Origin of the sequence: Variovorax sp. 679, assembly GCF_003952185.1 — a bacterium.
In the GTDB taxonomy this organism is placed as follows: Bacteria; Pseudomonadota; Gammaproteobacteria; order Burkholderiales; family Burkholderiaceae_C; genus Variovorax.
The window spans coordinates 157,585-180,323 of record NZ_RXFS01000002.1 but is presented as its reverse complement, the minus strand read 5'-3'; the positions used below and the strand labels follow the sequence as shown (position 1 = coordinate 180,323).

At 68.0% G+C, this 22,739-nt stretch carries 26 protein-coding genes; 16 read left to right on the top strand and 10 right to left on the bottom strand.

The window, feature by feature from the left end:
- Position 1: 1 nt before the first annotated feature.
- From EJO71_RS04825 to EJO71_RS04815, 3 genes are read left to right on the top strand one after another with little or no spacing between them, the layout of a single operon-like run.
- Complete coding sequence (locus EJO71_RS04825; RefSeq protein WP_093307031.1) at positions 2-427, top strand: YciI family protein; 426 nt, start codon at positions 2-4, stop codon at positions 425-427.
- Complete coding sequence (locus EJO71_RS04820) at positions 424-1,716, top strand: RNA polymerase sigma factor (protein WP_125947887.1); 1,293 nt, start codon at positions 424-426, stop codon at positions 1,714-1,716. The genes EJO71_RS04825 and EJO71_RS04820 overlap by 4 nt, the downstream gene beginning before the upstream one ends.
- A gap of 47 nt (positions 1,717-1,763) precedes the next feature.
- Positions 1,764-3,371, top strand: coding sequence for a M14 family metallocarboxypeptidase (locus EJO71_RS04815; RefSeq protein ID WP_164546768.1), 1,608 nt, complete (start codon positions 1,764-1,766; stop codon positions 3,369-3,371).
- Positions 3,372-3,380: 9 nt separating this feature from the next.
- On the opposite strand, the gene EJO71_RS04810 is transcribed toward EJO71_RS04815, so the two are convergent.
- The 5 genes from EJO71_RS04810 to purM all read right to left on the bottom strand — a co-directional run bounded on the left by EJO71_RS04810 (position 3,381) and on the right by purM (position 7,855).
- A complete protein-coding gene (locus tag EJO71_RS04810) occupies positions 3,381-4,385 on the bottom strand; it encodes a helix-turn-helix domain-containing protein (protein WP_125947889.1) in 1,005 nt (334 codons plus the stop codon).
- Positions 4,349-4,978: a DJ-1/PfpI family protein gene (locus EJO71_RS04805; RefSeq protein ID WP_125947890.1), complete on the bottom strand. Its 630-nt coding sequence runs from the start codon at positions 4,976-4,978 to the stop codon at positions 4,349-4,351. Before EJO71_RS04805 ends, EJO71_RS04810 begins: the two co-directional genes overlap by 37 nt.
- Positions 4,979-4,983: 5 nt before the next feature.
- A complete protein-coding gene (locus EJO71_RS04800; protein ID WP_125947891.1) occupies positions 4,984-5,544 on the bottom strand; it encodes an isochorismatase family protein in 561 nt (186 codons plus the stop codon).
- Between the two features lie 125 nt (positions 5,545-5,669).
- Complete coding sequence (locus EJO71_RS04795; RefSeq protein WP_125947892.1) at positions 5,670-6,761, bottom strand: AI-2E family transporter; 1,092 nt, start codon at positions 6,759-6,761, stop codon at positions 5,670-5,672.
- Between the two features lie 53 nt (positions 6,762-6,814).
- Positions 6,815-7,855, bottom strand: a complete 1,041-nt coding sequence (gene purM, locus EJO71_RS04790; RefSeq protein WP_125947893.1) for a phosphoribosylformylglycinamidine cyclo-ligase — start codon at positions 7,853-7,855, stop codon at positions 6,815-6,817.
- A 129-nt stretch (positions 7,856-7,984) separates the two neighbouring features.
- On the opposite strand from purM, the gene hda reads away from it, so the two are divergent.
- From hda to EJO71_RS04765, 5 genes are all read left to right on the top strand, one after another.
- Positions 7,985-8,671 (top strand): DnaA regulatory inactivator Hda, encoded by a 687-nt coding sequence (gene hda, locus EJO71_RS04785; RefSeq protein WP_283957789.1) that lies wholly within the window; start codon positions 7,985-7,987, stop codon positions 8,669-8,671.
- A gap of 29 nt (positions 8,672-8,700) precedes the next feature.
- Positions 8,701-10,311 carry a polynucleotide adenylyltransferase PcnB gene (gene pcnB / locus EJO71_RS04780; RefSeq protein ID WP_125947894.1) on the top strand — a complete coding sequence of 537 codons (1,611 nt, stop codon included), beginning with the start codon at positions 8,701-8,703 and terminating at the stop codon, positions 10,309-10,311.
- A gap of 146 nt (positions 10,312-10,457) precedes the next feature.
- Positions 10,458-10,946, top strand: coding sequence for a 2-amino-4-hydroxy-6-hydroxymethyldihydropteridine diphosphokinase (folK, locus tag EJO71_RS04775; RefSeq protein ID WP_240651296.1), 489 nt, complete (start codon positions 10,458-10,460; stop codon positions 10,944-10,946).
- A 128-nt stretch (positions 10,947-11,074) separates the two neighbouring features.
- Complete coding sequence (locus tag EJO71_RS04770) at positions 11,075-11,719, top strand: DUF47 domain-containing protein (protein WP_125947895.1); 645 nt, start codon at positions 11,075-11,077, stop codon at positions 11,717-11,719.
- Positions 11,720-11,732: 13 nt separating this feature from the next.
- Positions 11,733-12,743 (top strand): inorganic phosphate transporter, encoded by a 1,011-nt coding sequence (locus EJO71_RS04765; protein ID WP_125947896.1) that lies wholly within the window; start codon positions 11,733-11,735, stop codon positions 12,741-12,743.
- Between the two features lie 3 nt (positions 12,744-12,746).
- Here EJO71_RS04765 and EJO71_RS04760 read toward each other — a convergent pair whose 3' ends face one another.
- Both EJO71_RS04760 and EJO71_RS04755 read right to left on the bottom strand, forming a co-directional pair.
- Positions 12,747-13,193: a hypothetical protein gene (locus EJO71_RS04760; RefSeq protein WP_125947897.1), complete on the bottom strand. Its 447-nt coding sequence runs from the start codon at positions 13,191-13,193 to the stop codon at positions 12,747-12,749.
- Positions 13,190-13,714 carry a GNAT family N-acetyltransferase gene (locus EJO71_RS04755; protein ID WP_125947898.1) on the bottom strand — a complete coding sequence of 175 codons (525 nt, stop codon included), beginning with the start codon at positions 13,712-13,714 and terminating at the stop codon, positions 13,190-13,192. Before EJO71_RS04755 ends, EJO71_RS04760 begins: the two co-directional genes overlap by 4 nt.
- Before the next feature lie 180 nt (positions 13,715-13,894).
- On the opposite strand from EJO71_RS04755, the gene rpsP reads away from it, so the two are divergent.
- The 8 genes from rpsP to EJO71_RS04715 all read left to right on the top strand — a co-directional run bounded on the left by rpsP (position 13,895) and on the right by EJO71_RS04715 (position 20,061).
- The gene (gene rpsP, locus EJO71_RS04750) at positions 13,895-14,158 is read left to right on the top strand and encodes a 30S ribosomal protein S16 (protein WP_007831311.1); all 264 of its coding nucleotides are present in this window, start codon (positions 13,895-13,897) and stop codon (positions 14,156-14,158) included.
- Positions 14,159-14,174: 16 nt separating this feature from the next.
- Positions 14,175-14,729, top strand: a complete 555-nt coding sequence (gene rimM / locus EJO71_RS04745; protein WP_125947899.1) for a ribosome maturation factor RimM — start codon at positions 14,175-14,177, stop codon at positions 14,727-14,729.
- A 16-nt stretch (positions 14,730-14,745) separates the two neighbouring features.
- Complete coding sequence (trmD, locus tag EJO71_RS04740; RefSeq protein ID WP_125947900.1) at positions 14,746-15,495, top strand: tRNA (guanosine(37)-N1)-methyltransferase TrmD; 750 nt, start codon at positions 14,746-14,748, stop codon at positions 15,493-15,495.
- Positions 15,496-15,605: 110 nt separating this feature from the next.
- Positions 15,606-15,986, top strand: a complete 381-nt coding sequence (rplS, locus tag EJO71_RS04735; RefSeq protein WP_125947901.1) for a 50S ribosomal protein L19 — start codon at positions 15,606-15,608, stop codon at positions 15,984-15,986.
- A 128-nt stretch (positions 15,987-16,114) separates the two neighbouring features.
- Positions 16,115-16,858, top strand: a complete 744-nt coding sequence (locus EJO71_RS04730) for a CoA pyrophosphatase (RefSeq protein WP_125947902.1) — start codon at positions 16,115-16,117, stop codon at positions 16,856-16,858.
- 52 nt (positions 16,859-16,910) lie between these two features.
- Positions 16,911-17,912, top strand: a complete 1,002-nt coding sequence (locus tag EJO71_RS04725; RefSeq protein WP_125947903.1) for a CobD/CbiB family protein — start codon at positions 16,911-16,913, stop codon at positions 17,910-17,912.
- A 19-nt stretch (positions 17,913-17,931) separates the two neighbouring features.
- A complete protein-coding gene (hisC, locus tag EJO71_RS04720; RefSeq protein ID WP_125947904.1) occupies positions 17,932-19,023 on the top strand; it encodes a histidinol-phosphate transaminase in 1,092 nt (363 codons plus the stop codon).
- Positions 19,024-19,035: 12 nt separating this feature from the next.
- Positions 19,036-20,061, top strand: a complete 1,026-nt coding sequence (locus EJO71_RS04715) for a hypothetical protein (RefSeq protein ID WP_125947905.1) — start codon at positions 19,036-19,038, stop codon at positions 20,059-20,061.
- 13 nt (positions 20,062-20,074) lie between these two features.
- On the opposite strand, the gene rsgA is transcribed toward EJO71_RS04715, so the two are convergent.
- The 3 genes from rsgA to EJO71_RS04700 are packed head-to-tail and all read right to left on the bottom strand — an operon-like array spanning position 20,075 to position 22,685.
- Positions 20,075-21,022 (bottom strand): ribosome small subunit-dependent GTPase A, encoded by a 948-nt coding sequence (rsgA, locus tag EJO71_RS04710; RefSeq protein ID WP_125947906.1) that lies wholly within the window; start codon positions 21,020-21,022, stop codon positions 20,075-20,077.
- A gap of 15 nt (positions 21,023-21,037) precedes the next feature.
- Positions 21,038-21,391 (bottom strand): 4a-hydroxytetrahydrobiopterin dehydratase, encoded by a 354-nt coding sequence (locus tag EJO71_RS04705; RefSeq protein ID WP_125947907.1) that lies wholly within the window; start codon positions 21,389-21,391, stop codon positions 21,038-21,040.
- 31 nt (positions 21,392-21,422) lie between these two features.
- Positions 21,423-22,685 (bottom strand): M48 family metallopeptidase, encoded by a 1,263-nt coding sequence (locus EJO71_RS04700; protein WP_125947908.1) that lies wholly within the window; start codon positions 22,683-22,685, stop codon positions 21,423-21,425.
- Positions 22,686-22,739 lie beyond the last annotated feature (54 nt).

The following is a 22,739-nucleotide window of genomic DNA, read 5'->3' as shown; positions in this document are numbered from 1 at the left end:
CATGCGATTCATGCTGCTGATGATTCCCCACGGCTACGAGACCGCCGCGCCCGGCACCATCCCCGACGACGTCGAGGCGGTGTCGGCCATGATGGCCTACAACGAGTCGCTGCAGAAAGCCGGCGTGCTGATCAGCTGCGATGGCCTGCACCCGCCCTCGATGGGCGCCCGCGTGAGCTTCAAGGGCCGCAAGCCCAAGGTCGTCGACGGCCCCTTCGCCGAGGCGAAGGAAGTGCTCGGCGGCTTCTGGATCATCGACGTGCCTTCGCGCGCCGCCGCCATCGAATGGGCCAGCCGCTGCCCCGGCGGCGACAACGAGGTCATCGAGGTGCGCCAGATCCAGGAGATGGACGACTTCCCGGCCGATGTGCAGGCGGTGGCCGGCGAATTCACCTCGATGCAGACGGTGAAGAAGACGGATTCATGAGCCACGGCGAGGGCCGCGTGGACACTGCAGCCATCCACCGCACCATCGAGGCGGTGTGGCGCATCGAGTCCGCGAAGATCATCGCCACCGTCGCACGCATGGTGCGCGACGTGGGCCTGGCCGAAGAGTTGGCCCAGGACGCGCTGGTCTCGGCCCTCGAGCAGTGGAGCGAATCCGGCGTGCCCGACAACCCCGCGGCCTGGCTCACGGCCGTGGCCAAGCGCCGCGCGCTCGACCGCCTGCGCCATCTGCAGCTGGCCGAGCACAAGGCCGGCGAGATCGGCCGTGAGATCGACGCGCAGCACGAGATGGCGCAGGACGATTTCGCCGAAGCGGTCGATGCCGCGCTGGACGACGACATCGGCGACGACCTGCTGCGGCTGGTGTTCACCGCCTGCCACCCGGTGCTGTCGACCGAGGCCCGCGTGGCGCTCACGCTGCGGGTGATGGGCGGCCTCACCACCGACGAGATCGCACGCGCCTTCCTCGTGCCCGAGGCCACGGTCGCGCAGCGCATCGTGCGCGCCAAGCGCACGCTGGCCGAGGCGCGCGTGCCCTTCGAGGTGCCGCGCCGGCATGAGCTCGAAGCACGGCTTGCCTCGGTGCTGGAAGTGATCTACCTGGTCTTCAACGAAGGCTACTCGGCCACCGCCGGCGACGACTGGATGCGCCCCGGGCTCTGCGAGGAAGCGCTGCGCCTGGGCCGCATCGTGGCCGAGCTGGTGCCGAAGGAAGCGGAGGTGCACGGGCTGGTGGCGCTGATGGAAATCCAGGCCTCGCGCACCGCCGCGCGCATGGGGCCTTCGGGCGAGCCGGTGCTGCTGCTCGAACAGAACCGCGCGCGCTGGGACCAGATGCTGATCCGCCGCGGCCTCGCGGCGCTCGCGCGCGCCGAATCGCTGGGCGGCGCGCTCGGCCCCTATGCACTGCAGGCCGCCATTGCAGCCTGCCACGGCCGCGCGCGCACCGCCGACGAAACCGACTGGGGCCGCATCGCCGCGCTCTACGACGCGCTGGCCGAGCTCACGCCGTCGCCCATCGTCGAGCTGAACCGCGCGGTGGCGCTGTCGATGGCCTTCGGGCCGGCGGCGGGGCTGGAGGTGGTCGATGCGCTGCTGGACGAGCCCTCGCTCAAGGGCTACCACCTGCTGCCGACCGTACGCGGCGACCTGCTCTTCAAGCTGGGCCGCCGCGACGAGGCGCGCAGGGAGTTCGACCGCGCTGCGACGCTCACGCGCAACACCCGCGAGCGCGCTTTGCTGCTCGCCCGCTCTCGAGCTTGCATCTGAACGACACCTGAATCTGCCGCGGGCCGCGCGGGAGGAAAATGCGCGCCATGCTGCGCACCCCCTCTTTCCGCCTCCTGTGCGTCTCCGGCCTGGCCCTGCTGCCGGCCGCCTCGGCCCTGGCCCAGTTCGATCCCGCCAAGGTGTGGGTCGAGCCGCCCGCCATTGCTGCGCGTTTTCCCGATCCGCCGGTGAGCTATGCCACGCCGGGCTTTCGCGACGGGCGCACCGACTTTCCCTCGCACGCCGAAGTGCAGGCCTTCCTGAGCGATCTCGCGCGCCAGTCGCCGAACGTGCGCGTCGAGCGCCTGGGCCTGTCGCAGCAGGGGCGCGAGATGCCGCTGGTGGTGCTGGCCGAGCAGGGCCGCATCGATCCCGCCCGCCCCACCGTGATGGTGATCGGCCAGCAGCACGGCAACGAGCCGGCCGGCGGCGAGGCGGTGCTGGCGCTCGCACAGAAGTTCGCCAGCGAGCCGGGCTCCGCGCTGCTGAAGAAGGTGAACCTCGTGCTGGTGCCGCGCGGCAACCCCGATGGCGCCGATCGCTTCACCCGCGTCACGGCCAACGGCATCGACGTGAACCGCGACCACCTGCTGCTGCGCACGCCCGAAGCGCGCATGCTCGCGGCCGCCACGCTGTTCTACAAGCCGCAGGTGGTGCTCGACCTGCACGAGTTCACCGTCGGTGGACGCTGGATCGAGAAGTTCGGTGCGGTCATGAAGTACGACGGCCTGCTGCAGCCCGCCACCGTCGGCAACCTCGACCCGGCCATCGCGGCGAGCGCGCAGCGCGACTACGTCGATGCCATCCAGGCCGCGTTCGTGCAGGCGGGGCTGCAGGGCTTCAAGTACCACACCACCTCCGGCGGCAAGTCGGAAGACCGCACCGTGTCGATGGGTGGTGTGCAGCCCGACACCGGCCGCAACGTGAGCGCACTGCACCAGGCCGTGAGCCTGCTGCTCGAAGTGCGCGGCGTGGGGCTCGGGCGCGCGCATTTCGCGCGCCGCGTGCATACGCAGGTGCTGGCCGCCAGTACCGTCATCGAGACGGCCGCGAAGCAGGGGCCGGCGCTGATGCAGCTCACCGCGCAGGCCGGCCAGCGCGCGAAGGCCGATGCGTGCCGCGGCGACCTGGTGGTCGAGGCCTGGCAGACGCCGACGAAGCAGCGGCTCGATTTCCTCGATGCGAAGACCGGCGAAGACAAGGCCATCGACGTCGACTGGCGCTCCGCCGAGCCGCTCAAGGTTGCCAATGCCCGTCCGCGTCCTTGCGGCTATCTGCTCGCGGCCAGCGAAACCGTGGCCGTGCAGCGCCTGCAGATGCTGGGCGTGCGCGTGGAGCGCATCGACAGCGCGGCGCCGTGGTCGGTGGAACGCTACGAAATCCTCTCGCAGGCCGACGGCCAGCGGCAGGACGCGCGCGGTGCCATCGAGGACGGCGAGGCGATCCGCTCCTTCCGCGTGCGCTTGCGCCACGGCCGTGCGGTCGTGCAGCCGGGCGCCTTCTACGTGTCGCTGGCGCAGCCGCTGTCGCCGCTGGTCAGCGCGGCGCTCGAGCCCGATTCGCAGAACAGCTATGCAGCCAACCGGCTGCTCGAGGTCGGCGACGACAGGCTGCTGCGCGTGCCTGGCCCGGCGCCTGCCGGCGTCTGGCACTGAACGGCAGCGTCAGGTTCGGGAGGGCGTCGAGCCCGCTTCCGAAGGCGATCCCGGTAGCCCGAACTGGTGCCACGCGCGGCGCAGCTGGGTGTCGGAGCCGAAGCCCGACTGCTCCGCCGCCCGGGTGACGCTCGCGCCTGAGGCCAGTGCCAGCTGCGCTACCGCCAGCCGCAGCCGTCGCAGGTAGGCCAGCGGCGCGACGCCCGCATGCTCGACAAACAGCCGCGTGAGATGCCGCGCCGAGGTGTGCGCCACCTCGGCCATGCGCGGCACGCTCCAGTCGGCCTGCGGCTGTTCGCTGACCGCGTCCTGCACGCGATGCAGCGCGGCATGCAGGTGGTTGCGGTAGGCGAGGAAGGGCGACAGTTCCGGGTCCTGCGGGCCGCGCCGCAGCGCCACCACCATGGTCTGCGCGACCTGCGCCGCGAGCGCTTCGCCGCACAGCTCGGCGATGCGGTGCAGGATCAGGTCGATGCCGGTGGTCACGCCCGCGCTGCTGTAGAGCGGCGGGTCGATCACGAACACGCGGTTGCTCACCACCTCGCAGCGCGGCTCGACGGTGCGCAGTTCGCCCAGGTGATGGTGGTGCGTGGTCGCGCGCCGCCCGGCCAGTGCGCCGGCATGCGCCGCCAGCACCGCGCCGGCACAGATCGTCACCAGCTCCAGCCGGCCGCGCTCGAAGCGCTGGCCCCGCAGCCAGTGCAGCAGGTCTTGCGTCTCGGGGTTGTCGATGGCGATGGAGTCGCCGGGCAGTCCGACCAGGACGACCCAGCCCGGGCCGTCCCATTGCACCGGCAAGGGCGAGAGCCCGGCCAGCGCGACGCCGACCGAACCCATCGCCGTCTGCCGCGGGCTCGCGAACTCGATGGCGAAGCGCTCGGGCTGGCCCATGGCGCGCAGCCGCTGGTTGGCGATGCGCAGCGCCTCGGCCGGACCGGCCCAGTCGAGCACGAGGCTGCCGGGCAGGAGGACGAAGACTACGCGGATGAGGGGTGGCTGGGGTTGCGGTTCCATTCGTAGTCCATCTGGCGCGCGGTGCGCTCGGCCAGTTCGCGCCCGGCCAGCCGCTCGACAAGGTGCAGGCTCATGTCGATGCCGGCGCTGATGCCTGCGGAGCTGACGATGTGGCCGTTGTCGACCCAGCGTACGCCGTCGCGCACGTCGAGCGAGGGAAAGCGCTCGCGCAGGTCGGCGGTGTCTTCCCAGTGGGTGGTGACCGGGTCGTTCGTCACCACGCCGCTTTCGGCCAGCAGGAAGGCGCCGGTGCAGACCGAGGCGACGATCTGTGCGCTGGCTGCCTGGTCGGCGATCCAGCGCAGCGTGTCGGGGCTGGCCATCGGCACATCGACCACGCCGCCGGGGACGATCAACACGTCGGCCTTCGGGCTGTCGGCCAGCGTATGGTTCGCCAGCAACTGCAGGCCGGCGCGAGCCCGAACCGGCTGGCCGCGTGCCGCTTGGGCCACCGATGCGACATCGAACGGCGCCGCCGTACCCGGCTGCATCCGCTGGCTGACGCGGCTCGCGGTGGTGAATACCTCGAAGGGGCCGGCGAAGTCGAGCGCTTCGACGCCGTCGAAGGCGAGGATGAGTACGCGCAGGCTCATGCCGTTCACGCCACGGCGTGCTCGAGCGCTTGCGCCACGGTGCAGACGGTGGCGAAGCGGCCATGCAGCACGGCGGCCGTGCGGGCCTTGATGTCGGCGGCCGCGAGCGGGCTGCCGTCGGGGTGCTTCATGTCGAAGGTGAGGGTGGCGTCGGTGACGTAGTCGACCTCCCAGCCCAGGTCGGAGGCGTGACGGGTGGTGGTTTCGCAGCACTGCTCGGTGCGGATGCCGCTCACGATCAGCCGGCCGATCCCGTTCTGCGTGAGCCACACGTCCAGCCCGCTGTTGACCAGCGCGCTGTGGCGGTGCTTGGTGAAGGTGGCCGCTGCGTCGAAGGCGGCGAGACCGTCGATGGGATGGACATGGCCCGATTCGACGGCAAAGGGGTTGCTGGCGTCGGAGGGCTCGTCGGTGTGGAAGACCCGCACGATCGGCACGCCGGCGGCGGCGCAGCCTTCGATCAGCGCGTTCTGGGCGGCGAAGTACGGCGCAGCCAGGCGCTCGTTCCAGTACGCGCGCTGGCGGAACGACTCCTGGGCGTCGATCACAATCAGACAGGTCTTCATGGCGGGGCTCGCAGAGGCAAAGTGGATGATGCCGCCTATTCTTCTGTCTTGCCAGCGCGCAGTCCGTTCGCGGCCGGACCAGAATCGATCAGATCAGGACATCGCCCGGTGTCCGGCCGAGCCCCTCAGACCAGCCGCGCCGCCTGCAGCTCTTTCTTCAGGTACGCGTAGTACAGCGGCGCCGCCACCAGCCCGGCCGGCCCGAACACCGCCTCGGCCACGAACATCACGGCCAGCAGCTCCCACACGCTCATTTGCGTGCGGGCGCCGACCACCTTGGCGTTGATGACGTACTCGGCCTTGTGGATCACGATCAGGAAGATCAGGCACGCCGCCGCGGTGACCGGCGACACCGACAGCCCCACCAGCGTGATGACCGAGTTGCAGACCAGGTTGCCCACGATGGGCACCAGCCCGGCCAGGAAGGTGAGGGTGATGAGTGCCGGCGTGTAGGGAAGGTGTGCGTCCCACAGCGGCATGATGAACAGCAGGAAGATGGCCGTGAGCAGCGTGTTGAAGGCCGCGATCCAGAACTGGGCCGCCACGATCTGGGCGAAAGCCTCGCCGAAGGTCTGCACGCGCTGGTGCAGTTGGTCGGCCAGCGGCAGGCGCCGTGACGGCGCGTGCGCCACGGCGGCCAGTCCGCCCACGATCAGGCCCACGTACGAAAAGAGAATGCCGTGCAGCCACGCCCGGCCGGCCACGGCCAGCGAGCCGGCCTGCGCGCGCAGGTAGTTGGCAATCACGCGCTGGACCTCGGCTGCGCCCTCGGGCAGGTAGACCGCGATCTCGACCGGCAGCTTGGAGCGCAGCTCCAGCACCGTGCGCGCCGTGTAGTCGAGCAGTTCTCGGTACTGGTCGGGCGCGTCGACGATGTATTCGCGGGCTTGCGAAAGCGCCAGCGTGACCAGCGCGATCGGCGCCAGCAGCACCACGGTGACGGCCAGCACGCCGGCCCAGCCGTCGGCGCTGCCGGGCCTCTTGGCCAGCGCCGGAATGCGCCGCAGCCCGGAGGCCAGCAGGCGCGCGAGCCAACGGGTAACGAGGAAGCCGATGCACACGCAGAGCAGGCCGGGCAACAGGTGCTCCCACATCACCAGCAGCAAGGTTGCCAGCATCAGCAGGTAGCTGGCGATCGTCACGCCGCGCGAGGCCGCGGGGCGGATGGTGGGGGCCGTCGGAGCGGCGGTGGTGGCGGGCTGCGGCTTGTTGGCCATCCGGTGCGTCGCGTGCTCGGTTCGTCGGTGCTTGTGGACGGAGCAGCCGGCGCTCAGCCGACGACCACTGCCGCGCCTTCGCCGCGCTCGGCGATCGTGCCGATCTCGTACACCGTTTCACCGGCGGCGCCCAGCGTGGAGGCGCAGGCGGCGGCTTCGGCCGCGTCGATCACGACCACCATGCCGATGCCGTTGTTGAAGGTGCGGTTCATCTCGATGTCGTCGATGCCGGCCACCTTCTGCAGCCAGGCGAACAGCTCGGTCTGGGGCCAACTGCCCTTCTTCAGGTGGGCGGCCGTGCCCTCGGGCAGCACGCGCGGGATGTTCTCGAGCAGGCCGCCGCCGGTGATGTGGGCCAGCGCCTTGATCGGGTGCTTGCCCAGCGCCTCGAGCACGGGCTTCACGTAGAGGTGGGTGGGCTCCATCACGGCTTCGCGGAAAGGCTTGCCGTCCAGCGTGGCGGGGAGGTCTGCGCCGGCGCGCTCGATCACCTTGCGAACCAGGCTGAAGCCGTTGGAGTGCACGCCGGCCGAGGCCAGGCCCAGGACCACGTCGCCGGGCTTGACGTTCTGGCCCGTGAGGATCTTCGATTTCTCGACCGCGCCGACCGCGAAGCCCGCCAGGTCGTATTCGCCGGCCGGGTACATGCCGGGCATTTCGGCGGTTTCGCCGCCGATCAGCGCGCAGCCCGAGAGCTCGCAGCCGCGGGCGATGCCGCCGACCACGGCCGCGGCCGTGTCCACGTCCAGCTTGCCGCAGGCGAAGTAGTCGAGGAAGAACAGGGGCTCGGCGCCCTGAACCAGCACGTCGTTGACGCTCATGGCCACCAGGTCGATGCCGACCGTGTCGTGCATGTTCCATTCGAAGGCCAGCTTGAGCTTGGTGCCCACGCCGTCGGTGCCGCTGACCAGCACGGGTTCCTTGTAGCGCTTGGGCACCTCGAACAGAGCGCCGAAGCCGCCGATGCCGGCCAGCACGCCTTCGCGCAGGGTCTTCTTGGCCAGCGGCTTGATGCGGTCGACCAGGGCGTCGCCTGCATCGATGTCGACACCGGCGTCCTTGTAGCTGAGCGGGGTGGGCGTGGAGGAAGTCATGGGTGGTCGAGGTCGGGAGGGACGCAAAGAGTGGGGGCGGAAGGGGCGCCGGTAACCATGTTGGCCGGGCCGATAGAATTCCTGATGATTTTAAGGGCCCTCGCGGCCCCCTCCATGAACCTTCCCGGGATGAAACAGCTCGCGCTCGATATCGGCATTGCGACGGGCCCCAGCTTCGACGCCTTTTTCGCCGGCCCCAACGAGGCGGCGCTGCGCCATCTGCAAGTGTGGGTGGGCGGCGCCGGCAGCCCCGCGCTGCACTCGCCGGTGCCAACCTACCTGTGGGGCGACGGCGGCAGCGGCAAGACCCATCTGCTCGAATCGGTGCGCGTCGCACTGCGCGAGCAGGGCGCCAGCGTGGGCTGGCTGCATGCCGGCCTGCTGGAGCCGCCCGAGTTCGACGAGCGCTGGGGCGCCGTCCTGCTCGACGACGTGCACCTCTACACCGCCGTGCAGCAGCACGCGGCCTTCAACTGGTTCGTCAACGCCCAGACCCTGCAGCGCGGCGTGGTCGCCGCCGGCGCCTTGCCGCCGGCCGACCTGCCGCTTCGCGAAGACCTGCGCACCCGCCTCGGCTGGGGCCATGTGTTCCACCTGCAGGTGCTGAGCGAAAGCGAACGCCGCGCGGTGCTGCGCCAGGCCGCCGATGCGCGCGGCGTGATGCTGTCCGACGACGTGCTCGACTACATGCTGCACCGCTTCAGCCGCGACCTCGGCAGCCTGATGGAGCTGCTCACGCAGCTCGACGGCTACGCCCTGCAGACGCAACGCGCGATCACCATTCCGCTGATCCGCTCCATGCTCGAGAACGAATAAAAGAGCGACCAAGAGCTTCCAACCAAACAATGATCAAGAAATTCATCGACAAGCTGCTGGGCAAGAGTGCCGGCGGTACGCAGGGCAAGAGCCGCTTCGGCAAGCGCCAGGAGGTGCCGGCCGAAGTCCACGGGATCGATCCGGCCCTGGTCGACGAACGCGCGAAGAACGTGGTCACCACGCTGCAGCAGGCCGGCTACGAGGCCTACGTGGTGGGCGGCGCGGTGCGCGACCTGCTGCTGGGGCTGCGCCCCAAGGACTTCGACGTGGCCACCAACGCCACGCCCGAGCAGGTCAAGTCGCTGTTCCGCCGCGCCTTCATCATCGGGCGGCGCTTTCGCATCGTGCACGTGGTGTACGGCCGAGGGCGCGAGCACGAGGTGATCGAGGTCTCGACCTTCCGCGCCTACATGGACAACGCTGCGGCCGAGCAGGTGGCGGGCAACGAGCGCACCAGCAAGGGCGAGCTCGCGAGCATGAAGCACGCGGTGGACGCCAGCGGCCGCGTGCTGCGCGACAACGTCTGGGGCCCGCAGGAGGAAGACGCGGCGCGCCGCGACTTCACCGTGAACGCCATGTACTACGACCCGGCCAACCAGGTGGTGGTCGACTATCACAACGGCATCAAGGATGCCCAGAAGCTCACGCTGCGCATGATCGGCGACCCGGCCACGCGCTACCGCGAAGACCCGGTGCGCATCATTCGCGCCATCCGCTTCTCGGCCAAGCTCGCGGCCCTGGGCTTCAAGATGGAAGCCAAGACGGCCGCCCCGCTGGTCGAGTCGAGCAAGCTGCTGGCCGACGTGCCGCAGAGCCGCCTGTTCGACGAGATGCTCAAGCTGCTGCAGACCGGCCACGCGATCGCGACCGTCGAGCAGCTCAACAAGCTCGGCCTGGCCCGCGGCATCTATCCGCTGCTCGACGTGGTGGTGGAGCGCGCCGACCAGCCCTTCGTGAAGGCTGCCCTGCAGGATACCGACCGCCGCGTGAGCGAAGGCAAGCCCGTGGCGCCCAGCTTCCTGCTGGCCTGCGTGCTGTGGGCCGACGTGCGCGACGGCTGGGCCCAGCGCCAGGAAGGCCGCAACGGCCAGCGTCCGCAGCCGCCGTTCCCGGCGCTGCAGGACGCGATCGACGACGTGTTCAACGCCCGCATCGGTGACGTGTCGGGCCGCGGCAAGCTGGCCGCCGACATGCGCGAGATCTGGATGATGCAGCCGCGTTTCGACAAGCGCACCGGCTCCACGCCTTACAGCCTGGTCGAGCAGGCACGTTTCCGCGCCGCCTTCGACTTCATGCGTCTGCGTGCCGACGTGGGCGAGGTGAACGAGGCGATCGCCGAGTGGTGGCAGGAATTCAGCACCGCCGACGACACGCGTCGCCAGGACCTGCTGGATCAGGTCCGCGAGGAACAGAAGGTGCGCCAGCGCGTGCGGGTGCGCGAGACGCCTGCGCCCTCCAAGCCGCGCGGCGAACCGGCTGCGCGCCGTGCCGCGGATGCCGACCGGAGCGACGAGGACGAAGTCGAAACCGTGGCCGTGCCGCCCGACGGCGAAGCCGTGGCGCCGCGCAAGCGTCGGCGCCGGCGCAAGCCGCGTCCTGGCGGCGGCGGTGAGGGTGGCGGTAACGCCGCAGGCGAATGAGCGCGGCTGACCGGCCGAAGGGCGATGGCAGGAAGAACGCGCAGCGTCCGCCTTCGGGTGCAGGCAAGCCCAGGAGCGGCGCGCCCGCGCGGCGTCCCCAATCCCGGCCTCCGGGCAAGGCGGCTTCGGGCGGCGGCAGCCCGGCCATGCGTCGTTCGAAAGAGGACTACCCGACCGTGCAGGCCTTCGTCGCCATCGGTGCCAACCTGGGTGACGCCCAGGCGGCGGTGAGCGCGGCCATGGACGCCATCGGCACCATTGAACGCACCGTGGTCACGGCGCGTTCCTCGCTCTACCGCAGCGCGCCGATCGAATCGTCGGGGCCCGACTACATCAATGCCGTCGTGGCGGTGCGAACCGGCCTGACCGCCGAGGCTTTTCTTTCCGAGCTGCAGCTGCTCGAGGAACAGGCCGGGCGCGAGCGGCCCTTTCCCAATGCGCCGCGCACGCTCGACCTCGACCTGCTGATGCACGGTAATTCGGTCAAGGACACGCCCGCGCTGAGCCTGCCGCATCCCCGCATGCGGGACCGTGCCTTCGTGCTCAAGCCGCTGGCCGAGATCGCGCCCGACAAGGTGCCGCGCGCGGCGCTGGCGCGCGTCTCCGGCCAGGTCATCGAGCGCATCCGCAACTGACCGGCGGCGGGGCGGGAGCCCCGTCCGGCCGGCTTGGCCTCTCCCTCCCATTACACTTGCACGGTTTTTCATCACTCTGTCACACACTTGTGGCAGGCAAGTTCCGAGATCCCAGGAGAGCGCCATCCATGTTCGGCAAGCTGCTGCCCCGCGAGGGGAATTTTTTTGAGATGTTCAACCAGCACGCCGAGCGCATCGTCGAGGCGGCGCGGGCGTTCGAACAACTCGTGGCCAACTACAGCGACGTCCACCTGCGCGAGCAGTACAACCGCGACGTCGACAACGCCGAGCGCGCCGCCGACCGCGTGACGCACGACGTCAACCGGCTGATCCACAAGACCTTCATCACGCCCATCGACCGAGAGCAGATCCACAAGCTCATCAACACGATGGACGACGTGGCAGACCTGATCCAGGATTCGGCCGAGACCATGGCGCTGTACGACGTGCGCCACATGACCGACGAGATCGTGCGCCTCACCTCGCTGAGCGTGAAGTGCTGCGACCGCCTGAAGGACGCCGTCAAGTTCCTCGGCCGCATCGCTGACCCGGCCGTCGCCGAGGCCACGCTGAAGACCTGCGAGGAAATCGACCGCCTCGAGTCCGACGCCGACCGCGTGATGCGCAGCGCCATGAGCAAGCTGTTCCGCGAGGAGCCCGACGTGCGCGAGGTGATCAAGCTGAAGGCGATCTACGAACTGCTAGAGACGATCACCGACAAGTGCGAGGACGTGGCCAACGTGATCGAGGGCATCGTCCTCGAGAATTCCTGAGCGGGCAGCGCCGATGGCAACGGTTCAGGTCGCCCTCTGGGTGGTGATAGTGCTGGTCGCCCTGGCGATCCTGTTCGACTTCATGAACGGATTCCACGACGCCGCCAATTCGATCGCGACGGTGGTGTCCACCGGGGTTCTCAGGCCGGGGCAGGCCGTGGTCTTCGCGGCTTTCTTCAACCTGATCGCGATCTTCATCTTTCATCTGAGCGTGGCCGCCACGGTGGGCAAGGGCATTGCCCAGCCCGGGGTGGTCGACGTGCACGTGGTGTTCGGCGCGCTCGTGGGCGCCATCAGCTGGAACCTCGTCACCTGGTACTACGGCATTCCGAGCAGTTCGTCGCACGCGCTGATCGGCGGCATCGTGGGCGCGGTGATCGCCAAGACCGGCGCCAGCGGCCTCGTGGCCGCCGGCATCCTGAAGACAGTGGCCTTCATCTTCGTGTCGCCGCTGCTGGGCTTCCTGCTGGGCTCGCTGATGATGATCGTGGTGGCCTGGGCCTTCCGGCGCGCCACGCCTTCGCGCGTGGACCGCTGGTTCCGCCGGCTGCAGCTGGTTTCGGCCGGTGCCTACAGCCTGGGCCACGGCGGCAACGACGCGCAGAAGACCATCGGCATCATCTGGATGCTGCTGATCGCCACCGGTTATGCCAATGCCGGCGACGCGGCGCCGCCGACCTGGACCATCGTGAGCTGCTACGCCGCAATCGCGCTGGGCACGATGTTCGGCGGCTGGCGCATCGTGAAGACGATGGGCCAGAAGATCACCAAGCTCAAGCCCGTGGGCGGCTTCTGCGCCGAGACGGGCGGCGCGCTGACACTGTTCCTGGCCACCGCGCTGGGCATTCCGGTGTCGACCACGCACACCATCACCGGCGCCATCGTCGGCGTTGGTTCCACGCAGCGCGCCAGCGCGGTGCGCTGGGGCGTGGCCGGGAACATCGTGTGGGCGTGGATCTTCACGATCCCGGCTTCGGCGTTCGTGGCTGCGATTGCCTACTGGGTGAGCATGCAGCTGTTCTGACGGCTACTGCGAAATCTTCCGCCCCTCTTCGATCTGGTGCTCGAAGTAGCGCTGGAAGCTGAACACGATGCTGGCCATCAGGATCGTGCTGCCGAAGAAGAGCGCCAGCACGACGGCGCCGATGGTGAACCAGTTCGTGCGGCCGGGTTCCGCGTCGGCTGGTGCATGGGCGTTGAAGCGGGCATTCCACTTCTCGGGCGTCATGAGGCCGTAGATGATGGCCGTCAGTGCGCAGCCCGCGATGGTGAAGCCCAGCAGCGGGATCAGCGCCCAGCTCAGTCCGTCGTCCACGCCGTACATGCGCACGCGCTCGATGCCGTAGACGCCCAGCGCCGTCGGAATGGGCAGCAGCCAGCCGAGCCAGTCGCCCATGCCGCGCAGGTAGAAGCGATGCAGCCCGAGCGGGCCACCAAGAAGAGAGAGCCAGGCGGCGAGGGTCTTGTTTTTCATTCGGGTCTGGTGGTGCTGCCTTCGCCGAGCACCTTTTCCATCAATACGACGTCGCGCCATTCGCCGAACTTCCAGCCGCAGTCCTTCAGCACGCCGACGTGCGTGAAGCCCAGGCTGCGATGAACGCCGATGGAGCCCGCGTTGGCCGAGTCGCCGATCACCGCGATCAGCTTGCGCACGCCTGCCGCCTCGGCTGCCTGCGACAGCGCCGCCAGCAGCTTGGTGCCCAGACCCTTGCCGCGTGCTGACTCCGACACGTAGATCGAGTCTTCGGCCGAGAAACGGTAGGCCGGGCGCGGCTTGAACCAGTTGCAGTAGGCAAAACCCAACACTTTTCCGTCTTCCTCTGCGACCAGGTACGGCAGGCTTTTAGCCAGCACGTCGGCGCGGCGTGAGGTCATGTCGGTGGGGGAGGGAGGCTCCGTCTCGAATGTGCCCGTGCCGTGCAGTACGTGGTGGGCATAGATGGCGGTGATGGCTGCGATGTCTTCTTCGCGGCTGGGGCGGATGGCGAGGGGCATGCGGATGGAAACGGCTGGCGCAGGGCCGGAATTGGGAGAAAACGCTTGTCGGGCTATAATCGCGGGCTTTTCAGCGTGTCGCTGGCCGGGTGGCCATGTCGCGTGTCTCGACGCTGGAAGAACATTGTGAGCAGGCCTTCTTTTCATCCACTAGGCTTGCTGACCACCCAAGGATAAATCATGGTCGTCATTCGACTCTCCCGCGGCGGCTCCAAAGGCCGTCCGTTCTTCAACATCGTCGTGTCGGACAAGCGCGTTCGCCGCGATGGCCGTTTCATCGAGCGCCTGGGCTTCTACAACCCGACCGCCAAGGAAAACGAAGAAAGCATCCGTATCGCCCAGGATCGTCTGGCGTACTGGAAGAGCGTCGGCGCACAAGCTTCGCCCACCGTTTTGCGCCTGATCAAGCAAGCTGCCGCGGCAGCTCCCAAGGCGGCGGCCTAAGCCGCCCCGCACGGCGATGCTGCCCGCACTCGAAGCCGCCGAATTGCCGGCGGATGCGATCGAAGTAGGGCGCATCGCCGATGCCTGGGGTATCAAGGGTTGGTTCAAGGTCCTGCCCCACAGCGCCCAGCCCGAGGCGCTTTTTTCTTCCAAGCGATGGTTCCTGCAGGCCCCCGGAGCCTCGGCGAGCAACGCTTTCCGGCTCGCGATCCGCGAAGCCAAGGAACACTCCGACTGCATCGTCGCCACGTCCGAAGACGTGCCCGACCGCAACGCCGCCGAGGCGCTGCGCGGTGCGCGCGTATTCGTGCCGCGCTCGAGCTTTCCCACGGCCGGCGACGATGAGTACTACTGGGTCGACCTGATCGGCCTGTCGGTGGTCAACCGCGAGGGTGTGACGCTCGGCACGGTACGCGAGCTGCTCGCGACCGGCCCGCAGACCACGCTGGTGCTGGCGGCCGAAGCAGACGGCAAGGCCGTGGAGCGCATGGTGCCCTTCGTCTCCGCCTTCGTCGACAAGGTCGACCTGCCCGGGCGGCTCATCACGGTCGATTGGCAGCCGGACTACTGACCGGCGCCCGCGCGGCATGCGCTTCGACGTTCTCACGCTCTTTCCCGAGATGTTCGCGCCCTTCGTGGCCAGCGGCGTGACGCGCCGTGCCTACGAATCCGGGCAGGTCGAGGTCGTGCTGTGGAATCCGCGCGACTTCGCACAGGGCAATTACAAGCGCGTGGACGATCGCCCCTTCGGCGGCGGTCCTGGCATGGTGATGATGGCCGAGCCACTGGCGGCCTGCCTGGACGCGGCGCTCGCGGCGCGGGGCGGCGGCGAGGCGCCGGTCGTTCTGTTCTCGCCCATCGGCGAGGCGCTGCGGCACGAGTCGGTCGAACGCTGGTCGGCCGGCGAAGGCGCGGTGCTGGTTTGCGGCCGATATGAAGGCATCGACCAGCGCTTCATCGACACGCGGGTCACGCACCAGATCAGCCTTGGCGACTTCGTGCTCTCAGGTGGCGAGATTGCGGCAATGGCTCTGCTCGATGCCGTGGCCCGGTTGCAGCCGGGCGTGCTCGGCGACGAAGCCAGCCACGTGCAGGACAGCTTCAATCCGGCGCTCGATGGTCTGCTCGACTGTCCGCACTACACGCGGCCCGAACAGTGGAATGGGCAGGGCGTGCCGGCACCTCTGCTCTCGGGTCACCATGCCCAGATCGAGCGCTGGCGGCGCGATCAGCGGCTCGCAATCACGGCCGCCCGGCGCCCGGAGCTGATTGATGCGGCCCGTGCCGATGGGCGCCTCAGCAAGGCCGATGAGGCCGTGCTGAAAAAAAAGCTATAATCCCTGGTTCCCCGATCCTCTGTCCGGCCGCGCCCGGTCTTCTTGCGGTTCTCCCGCGAAAGCCAAAGGCGCCTTTTGTGTAGCCCGGCACGATCGAATATCAGGAAATCATGAACCTCATCCAGACCCTCGAGCAGGAAGAAATCGCCCGTCTCGGCAAGACCATCCCCGAATTCATGCCCGGTGACACGGTCATCGTCAGCGTGAACGTCGTCGAAGGCAACCGCAAGCGCGTGCAGGCCTACGAAGGCGTCGTGATCGCCAAGCGCAATCGCGGCCTGAACAGCGGCTTCACCGTGCGCAAGATCTCCAGCGGCGAAGGCGTGGAGCGTACGTTCCAGACCTACAGCCCGCTGATCGCCGGCATCGAAGTCAAGCGCCGTGGCGATGTGCGCCGCGCCAAGCTGTACTACCTGCGCGACCGCAGCGGCCGTTCGGCACGCATCAAGGAAAAGCTGCCGAGCAAGTCGACGGCTGCGACGGCCGCTTAATCAGCAGCCTCCTGTCGTGCAAGAAAAGCCGCCGCTCTGGCGGCTTTTTGCATTGTGGCCCCCGCTCAGCGACAACTCTCCCTTTTTCCGCTCTACTTCATCCACCCGACTCCGGTACTTTTCATCTCTTGACCAACTCATCCACTTCTCCGCAGGTCGCCTCCGCCGAAATCGTCAATGCCGTGGCACCGTCCACGCTGTTGCAGTTCGACCCGCGCAAGGTGCCTTTCGTCGCTGGAGAGGTACAAGGATTGCCTGCGGTGCCGGCCGCGCAGCTGACGGCTCAGGCATTGCGGGCGCGCTTCGCGACACCGCCTGACTGGACGCCCGAGCTGCGCCGCGAGCCACGAATGACCGATCGCGTCCCCGCGCAGGCTGCGGTGCTGGTGCCGATCGTGCAGCGACCGCAGGGTGCGACCGTGCTGCTGACCGAGCGCACCTCGAACCTGTCGACGCATTCGGGGCAGGTCGCGTTTCCCGGTGGCCGTGTCGACCCCGAAGACGCCAATATCGCGGCCGCCGCGCTCCGTGAAGCCTGGGAAGAGGTCGGCCTTTCGGCCCAATACATCGAGGTGCTCGGCAACCTGCCGACCTACACGACGGTGACCTCGTTCATCGTGACGCCCGTGGTCTCGCTGGTGCAGCCCGATTTCGAGCTCACCATCAATCCCCATGAAGTCGCGGAAGCCTTCGAGGTACCGCTCGCATGGTTGATGGACCCGGCCAATCACCGCCATCACACCGTGCCAGCGCCCGACGGCACCCGGCGCCAGTGGTACTCGATGCCCTACCAGGACGGCGCTGACGAGCGCTTCGTGTGGGGTGCGACCGCGGGCATGCTGCGCAATCTCTACCGCTTCCTCGCAGCCTGAATCGAGGCTGCAGATGGCCTGAACCTTCAGGCGCTCTCGCTATCATCGAAGGATGAGCTTTTTTGCCATCCTGTGCGCGCTGCTGATCGAGCAGGTGCGGCCCCTGGGTCCGCACAATCCCGTGTACGGCGCGGTGCTGGCGTGGACGCGCTGGACCAGCCGCAATTTCGACGCGGGCAAGCCGCATCACGGATGGATCGCGTGGGGTCTCGCGGTGTTCGTGCCCACGCTCGGCGCGCTGGGCGTGCACTGGCTTCTGGTTCTCACGCTCGGCCTGCCGTTCGCGGTGCTCTGGAGCATCGCGGTGCTCTACGTCACGCTGGGCTTCCGGCAGTTCAGCCATCACTTCACCGACATCCGCGATGCGCTCGACGAAGGCGACGAGCCGCTGGCGCGTTCGCTGCTGGCGCACTGGCAGGGCGTCGACGCGGCCGATCTGCCGCGCAGCGAGATCGTTCGCCACGTCATCGAGCATTCGGTGATCGCCGCGCACCGCCATGTGTTCGGCGTTCTCGCTTGGTTCTCGATCATCGCGGCCATCGGCCTCGGGCCGGCGGGCGCGGTGTTCTACCGCATGAGCGAGTTCGTCTCGCGTTACTGGGCGCACAAGAACGGCGCTGCGGTTCAGCCTTCGAGCGTCTCCGTGCAGGAGGCTGCGGACCGTGCCTGGCATGCGATCGACTGGCTGCCCGCGCGCATCACCGCGCTGGGCTTTGCGGTGGTCGGCAGTTTCGAGGAGGCGATCGACTGCTGGCGCAACGACGCGCAACGCTTTCCCAGCGAGAACGATGGCGTGATCCTCGCGGCCACCTCGGGCGCGGTCAACGTTCGACTGGGTGGCGGCTCGCTGCGGCCGATCCCGGTTGCCGATCCGCTGCCGCGTGCCCAGGCCGGTGAATCGCTGGCTGACGGCCGGCGTACCGACAGCGGCAGCACGCCCGGGCGCGAGCCCGAACCGGGTCACCTGCGCAGCGTCGTGGGCCTGGTCTGGCGCTCGGTCGTGATGTGGATGGTGCTGCTGGCCTTGCTCACCCTGGCTCGCCTGCTCGGGTGAGCGAAGGCGCATGCAAGCGATGACACATCCAGTACCGACCTTCTGGAGCTCGCGCATCGGCGTGCTCGAACCCTACGTGCCCGGCGAGCAGCCGCGCATCGAGAACCTCGTCAAGCTCAACACCAACGAGAACCCGTATCCGCCGTCGCCGGTGGCCATCGAGGCCATCCGGCGCGCAGCCGAGAACGGCTTGCAGCTCTATCCGGACCCCACCTCGCTCGCGCTGCGTGAAGCGGTCGCACGGCGGCACGGCCTGAAGGCCGATGAGGTGTTTGCCGGCAATGGTTCGGATGAAGTGCTCGCGCACGCCTTCTTCGCGTTTTTCCAGCAGGCCGAGCCGCTGCTGATGCCCGACGTGAGCTACAGCTTCTACAAGGTCTACGCGCAGCTCTACGGCATTGCCTGCGAGCAGCAGCCGGTGGACGACGCCCTGCGCATCGACGTGGACGCCCTCGCGGCGCGTGCTCGCCAAGGTTGCGCGGGCATCGTCATCGCGAACCCGAACGCGCCGACCGGCATCGGCCTGCCGCTGTCGCGCATCGAGCAACTGCTCGATGCCTGCCCCGATCGCGTGGTGCTGGTCGATGAGGCGTATGTCGATTTCGGTGGTGAAAGCGCGCTGTCGCTGATCGGCAGATACCCGAACCTGCTCGTGGTGCAGACTCTCTCCAAGTCGCATTCGCTGGCCGGCCTGCGGGTCGGTTTCGCCTGCGGCCAGGCGCACCTGATCGACGCGCTGGTGCGCGTCAAGGACAGCTTCAACTCGTACCCGATCGACCGGCTGGCCTCCGCCGGTGCCGTCGCGGCGCTCGAAGACGAGGACTGGTTTCGCAGCACCCGTGACAAGGTCGTCGACACCCGCGAGGGGCTCGTCCTGCAGCTCGAAGACTTGGGCTTCGAGGTACTGCCGTCGCAGGCGAATTTCGTCTTTGCCCGACATCCGCAGCGCGATGCGGCCGAACTGGCTGCGTTGCTTCGCGAGCGCGCGGTGCTGGTGCGGCATTTCAGGCAGCCGCGCACCGCCCAGTACCTGCGCATCAGCGTCGGTACGCGCGAGCAATGCAGCACGCTGGTGCAGCGCCTGCAGGACATCCTCACTCCAATCCCTTGAAAGACCCTGGTGATGCCGACTCACGAAATCGATCCGCGAGCCGCAGCCTGCGCAGGCTTCTGGCAGGCAGTGAGCACCCAGCTCGAGAGTCTGCGCGCCTTGCCGGCCCGCGAACTGATGGAAGGCTTGAACAAGCTGCTGGAGCCTTTCTTTCCGCGGCTGGCAGCCGAAGTGGCTGGAGATCCACCGGTCTTCAAGCTCGTGCTGACGGCGCACGGCTCGGTGGACGACTTCGAAGACCTGATGGTGCTGGTTCAAAGCAGCCCCAGGTTGCCGCAAGTCGAGGTGGAAGCCTTCCGCCAGCGTTCGAGTGACGGTTTCGGCATGCGAATGAACGACTTCGAGCTGGCGAGCTCCGAAGTCCTCGTGAAGCATGAGCTCTACCGGGGCCGGGTGGCACTGGAGATCGGTTTTGCCAAGCCCATCCCGATGGACATGCAGGACCACGCGCGCCACATGAGCCTCATCATGCTCGACCACATCCTGGGCGAGTACGACTTCGCGGTGAAGGTCGGAGCGGTCGACTACGTCGCGGCTGATGCGCAGGCTGATTTCGACGGCGTGCCGCTGGACGGCTTCGTGCCCCTGTTCGACGCCTGCTGGCGCGAAGACCTCGGGCACACCGGTGTGTTCCCCCCCGGCGAGCATGCTTGGTCGGGCTTGAGCGCAACCCGCACGGCCGAAGATGGCCGCGAGATCGAGATGGTCGTCATGCGCAACGACGTGGCGACCGCGCTGGTGGGGCGTGCCGACCTGTGCCATCGCCTGTCGGTGGCGGTCCCGGTCGAGTCGGGCGAAGAACTGGATGAGGCTCGCGCCTACGAAGACCGGTTGACGGCGCGGCTGCAGGTGCATGAGTCAGGCTGCTGCACGCATGTGGTGCTGGAGGAGGGAGTCCGCACCGTTCATTTCCAGGTGGCGGACCCCGATGCCGCCATCTCGCAGGCACAGTCGGTGCAGGACGACATGGACCTTTCGGCGACGATGGAGCTCGTCTTCGATCCGACCTGGCAGGCCTATCGGGTCTGGCTCGGCTGAGGCGGCGCCCGGGTCAGTAGCGTTTCTGGCTCAGCTCGGCGAACAGTTCGCCGTAGATCCTGTAGCGGCTCGCGCTGATGGCGCCGGGTTCGCTCGCCGTTTCCACATTCGCGATCACGCCGCACCCCGGCTCGTGCAGATGCGTGCAGTTGTAGAACTTGCAGTCGTTCGCGTGCTCTGCGATGTCGGGCATCAGTCCGGCGAGCTGCATCGGCGCGATGTGGTTCAGGCCGAATTCCTGGAAACCCGGCGAATCGATCAAGCCGGTGGTGCGGGCTTCGTCGATCCAGTACCAGGTGGTGCTGGTGGTCGTGTGCTTGCCCGAATTCAGCGCCTGCGAAATCTCCTGGGTCAGCACGCTCGCGCCCGGCACCAGGAGGTTGGTCAGCGTGCTCTTGCCCGATCCGGAGGGGCCCAGCACCAGGGTGGACTTGCCGGCGAGAAGCTTCATCAGCGAGGCATGGTCCGCCTCGGCAGAAGCCTTCAGAGACAGCGGCAGCACGCCATGGTGCATGCGGCGGTAGGGCGCCAGCCTGGCCCAGGCGCGCTCGAAGGGCTCGACCAGGTCGCTCTTGTTGAGCGCGATGATCGGCGCGATGCGCTCGGCTTCCGCGGCGATCAGGGCGCGGGCCAACTGGTGCTCGGAGAACTCCGGCTCGGCCGCGATCAGGATCAGCACGTGGTCGAGGTTGGCCGCGAAAGACTTGGTGCGAATCTCGTCCTGTCGGTAGAAAAGGTTGCGGCGCGGCAGCACCTGCTCGATGGTGCCCTCGTCCTCGCTTGCCTGCCAGTGCACGCGGTCGCCGACGACTGCCTGGCTCTTCTTGCCGCGCGGATGGCAGATCAGCCGCTCGCCCGAGGGTGTTTCGACAATGCAATGGCGTCCATGGCTGGCAACGACGAGGCCGTCTTGGAGTGTCTTCGCGGCAGCCGATGCCGTCGCGCGGCCGTGCTTAGCCAAGGGCGCGTCCCGTCGTCATGCGGCGGGGGCAGCCGCGACCAGCGCATCGGCCTGGCGGGCGCAGTCGAAATCGGTGACCGACAGGCCGCCCACGTCGTGCGTGTTGAAGCGCACCACGCAGCGGTTGTAGTGCACCGACAGATCGGGGTGGTGGTCCTGCGTGTGCGCCACGAAGGCCAGCGCGTTCACGAAGGCGATGGTCTCGAAGTAATTGGCGAAGCTGAAGGTTTTTTCGATGGCGACATTGGTGCCATCGCCGGTGAGCTTCCAGCCGTCGAGGCGCGCCAGGCCGGACACGATCTCGGTGGCGCTCAGCGCCTTGCGGGGAGGGAGGTTCTTCCAGTCCTTGGGCTTGAACATGCTGCTCATGATGGGCTTCTTCGAAATGAGGGTGGTCGGATCAGGCTGCCGTCGCCATGCGCGCGAGGCGCTCTGAAGCCGGAGGGTGCGAGTAGTAGAACTTGACGAACACCGGGTCGGGCGTGAGCGTCGACGCGTTGTCCTGGTAGAGCTTGAGCAGGGCGGCCGACAGGTCGGCGCCGCTGGTCTGTGCCACGGCGTAGGCGTCGGCCTCGAACTCGTGCTTGCGCGACGTCAGGGCGGACAGCGGTGCGACGAAGAAGCCGAACACCGGCACGGCGAGCATGAAGAGCAGCAGCGCCAGCGCACTGTTGGGCGCCGCCATGTTGGGTTGCACGCCCAGGCCCGTATAGAACCAGACTTGCGTCGACACCCAGCCCAGCAACGCGAACCCAGCCAGGCTCAGGGCGAACATTGCGATCAGCCGCTTCACGATATGACGGTGCTTGAAGTGGCCCAGCTCGTGCGCGAGCACGGCCTCCACCTCGCCGGCATTGAGCTGGCGCAGCAGCGTGTCGTAGAACACCACGCGCTTGCTGGCGCCGAAGCCGGTGAAGTACGCATTGGCGTGCGCGCTGCGCGTGCTGCCGTCCATAACGAACAGGCCCTTGGCCGCGAAGCCGCAGCGCTTCATCAGGGCCGTGACGCGCTCCTTGAGCGTGGGGTCGTCGAGCGGCTTGAACTTGTTGAACAAAGGGGCGATGAAGGTCGGGTAGATCAGCATCAGCAGCAGGTTGAAGCCCATCCACGCGCCCCAGGCCCATAGCCACCACAGTTGTCCGGCCGTACCCATGAGCCAGAGGATCAGCGCCGCGATCGGCAGGCCGATCACCGCGCCCAGCAGCATCGACTTGAGTGCGTCGGCCAGCCAGAGCTTCCAGGTCATCTTGTTGAAGCCGAAGCGCTCCTCGAGCCTGAATGTTTGCCACAGCGTGAAGGGCAACTCGAGCAACCCGCCGATGGCCGCGAAGGCTGCCAGCAGTGCCAGTTGCTGCACCATGCCACCGCCGATCCAGGCCAGCAGGAGCCTGTTGAGCACGTCGAGGCCGCCGAGCAGCGTCCAGCCCAGCAGCAGCGCTGCGCTCCAGGCCATCTCGACCAGGCCGAAGCGTGCCTTGGCGATGGTGTAGTCGGCAGCCTTCTGGTGGGCGGCGAGGGTGATGGTCTGCGCGAAGGCGGCCGGCACGGCGCCGCGGTGTCGCGCTACATGGCGCACCTGCCGCGAGGCCAGCCAGAACTTCACGAGCAGGCCCGCAACCAATGCGGCCGCAAAGGCGATGGTGAAGATGAGCGAATAGGACATGGGTCGGTGAGTTTAGCCCCCGCTATCTGGGGCCGCAGCCCTTCGACGACAATC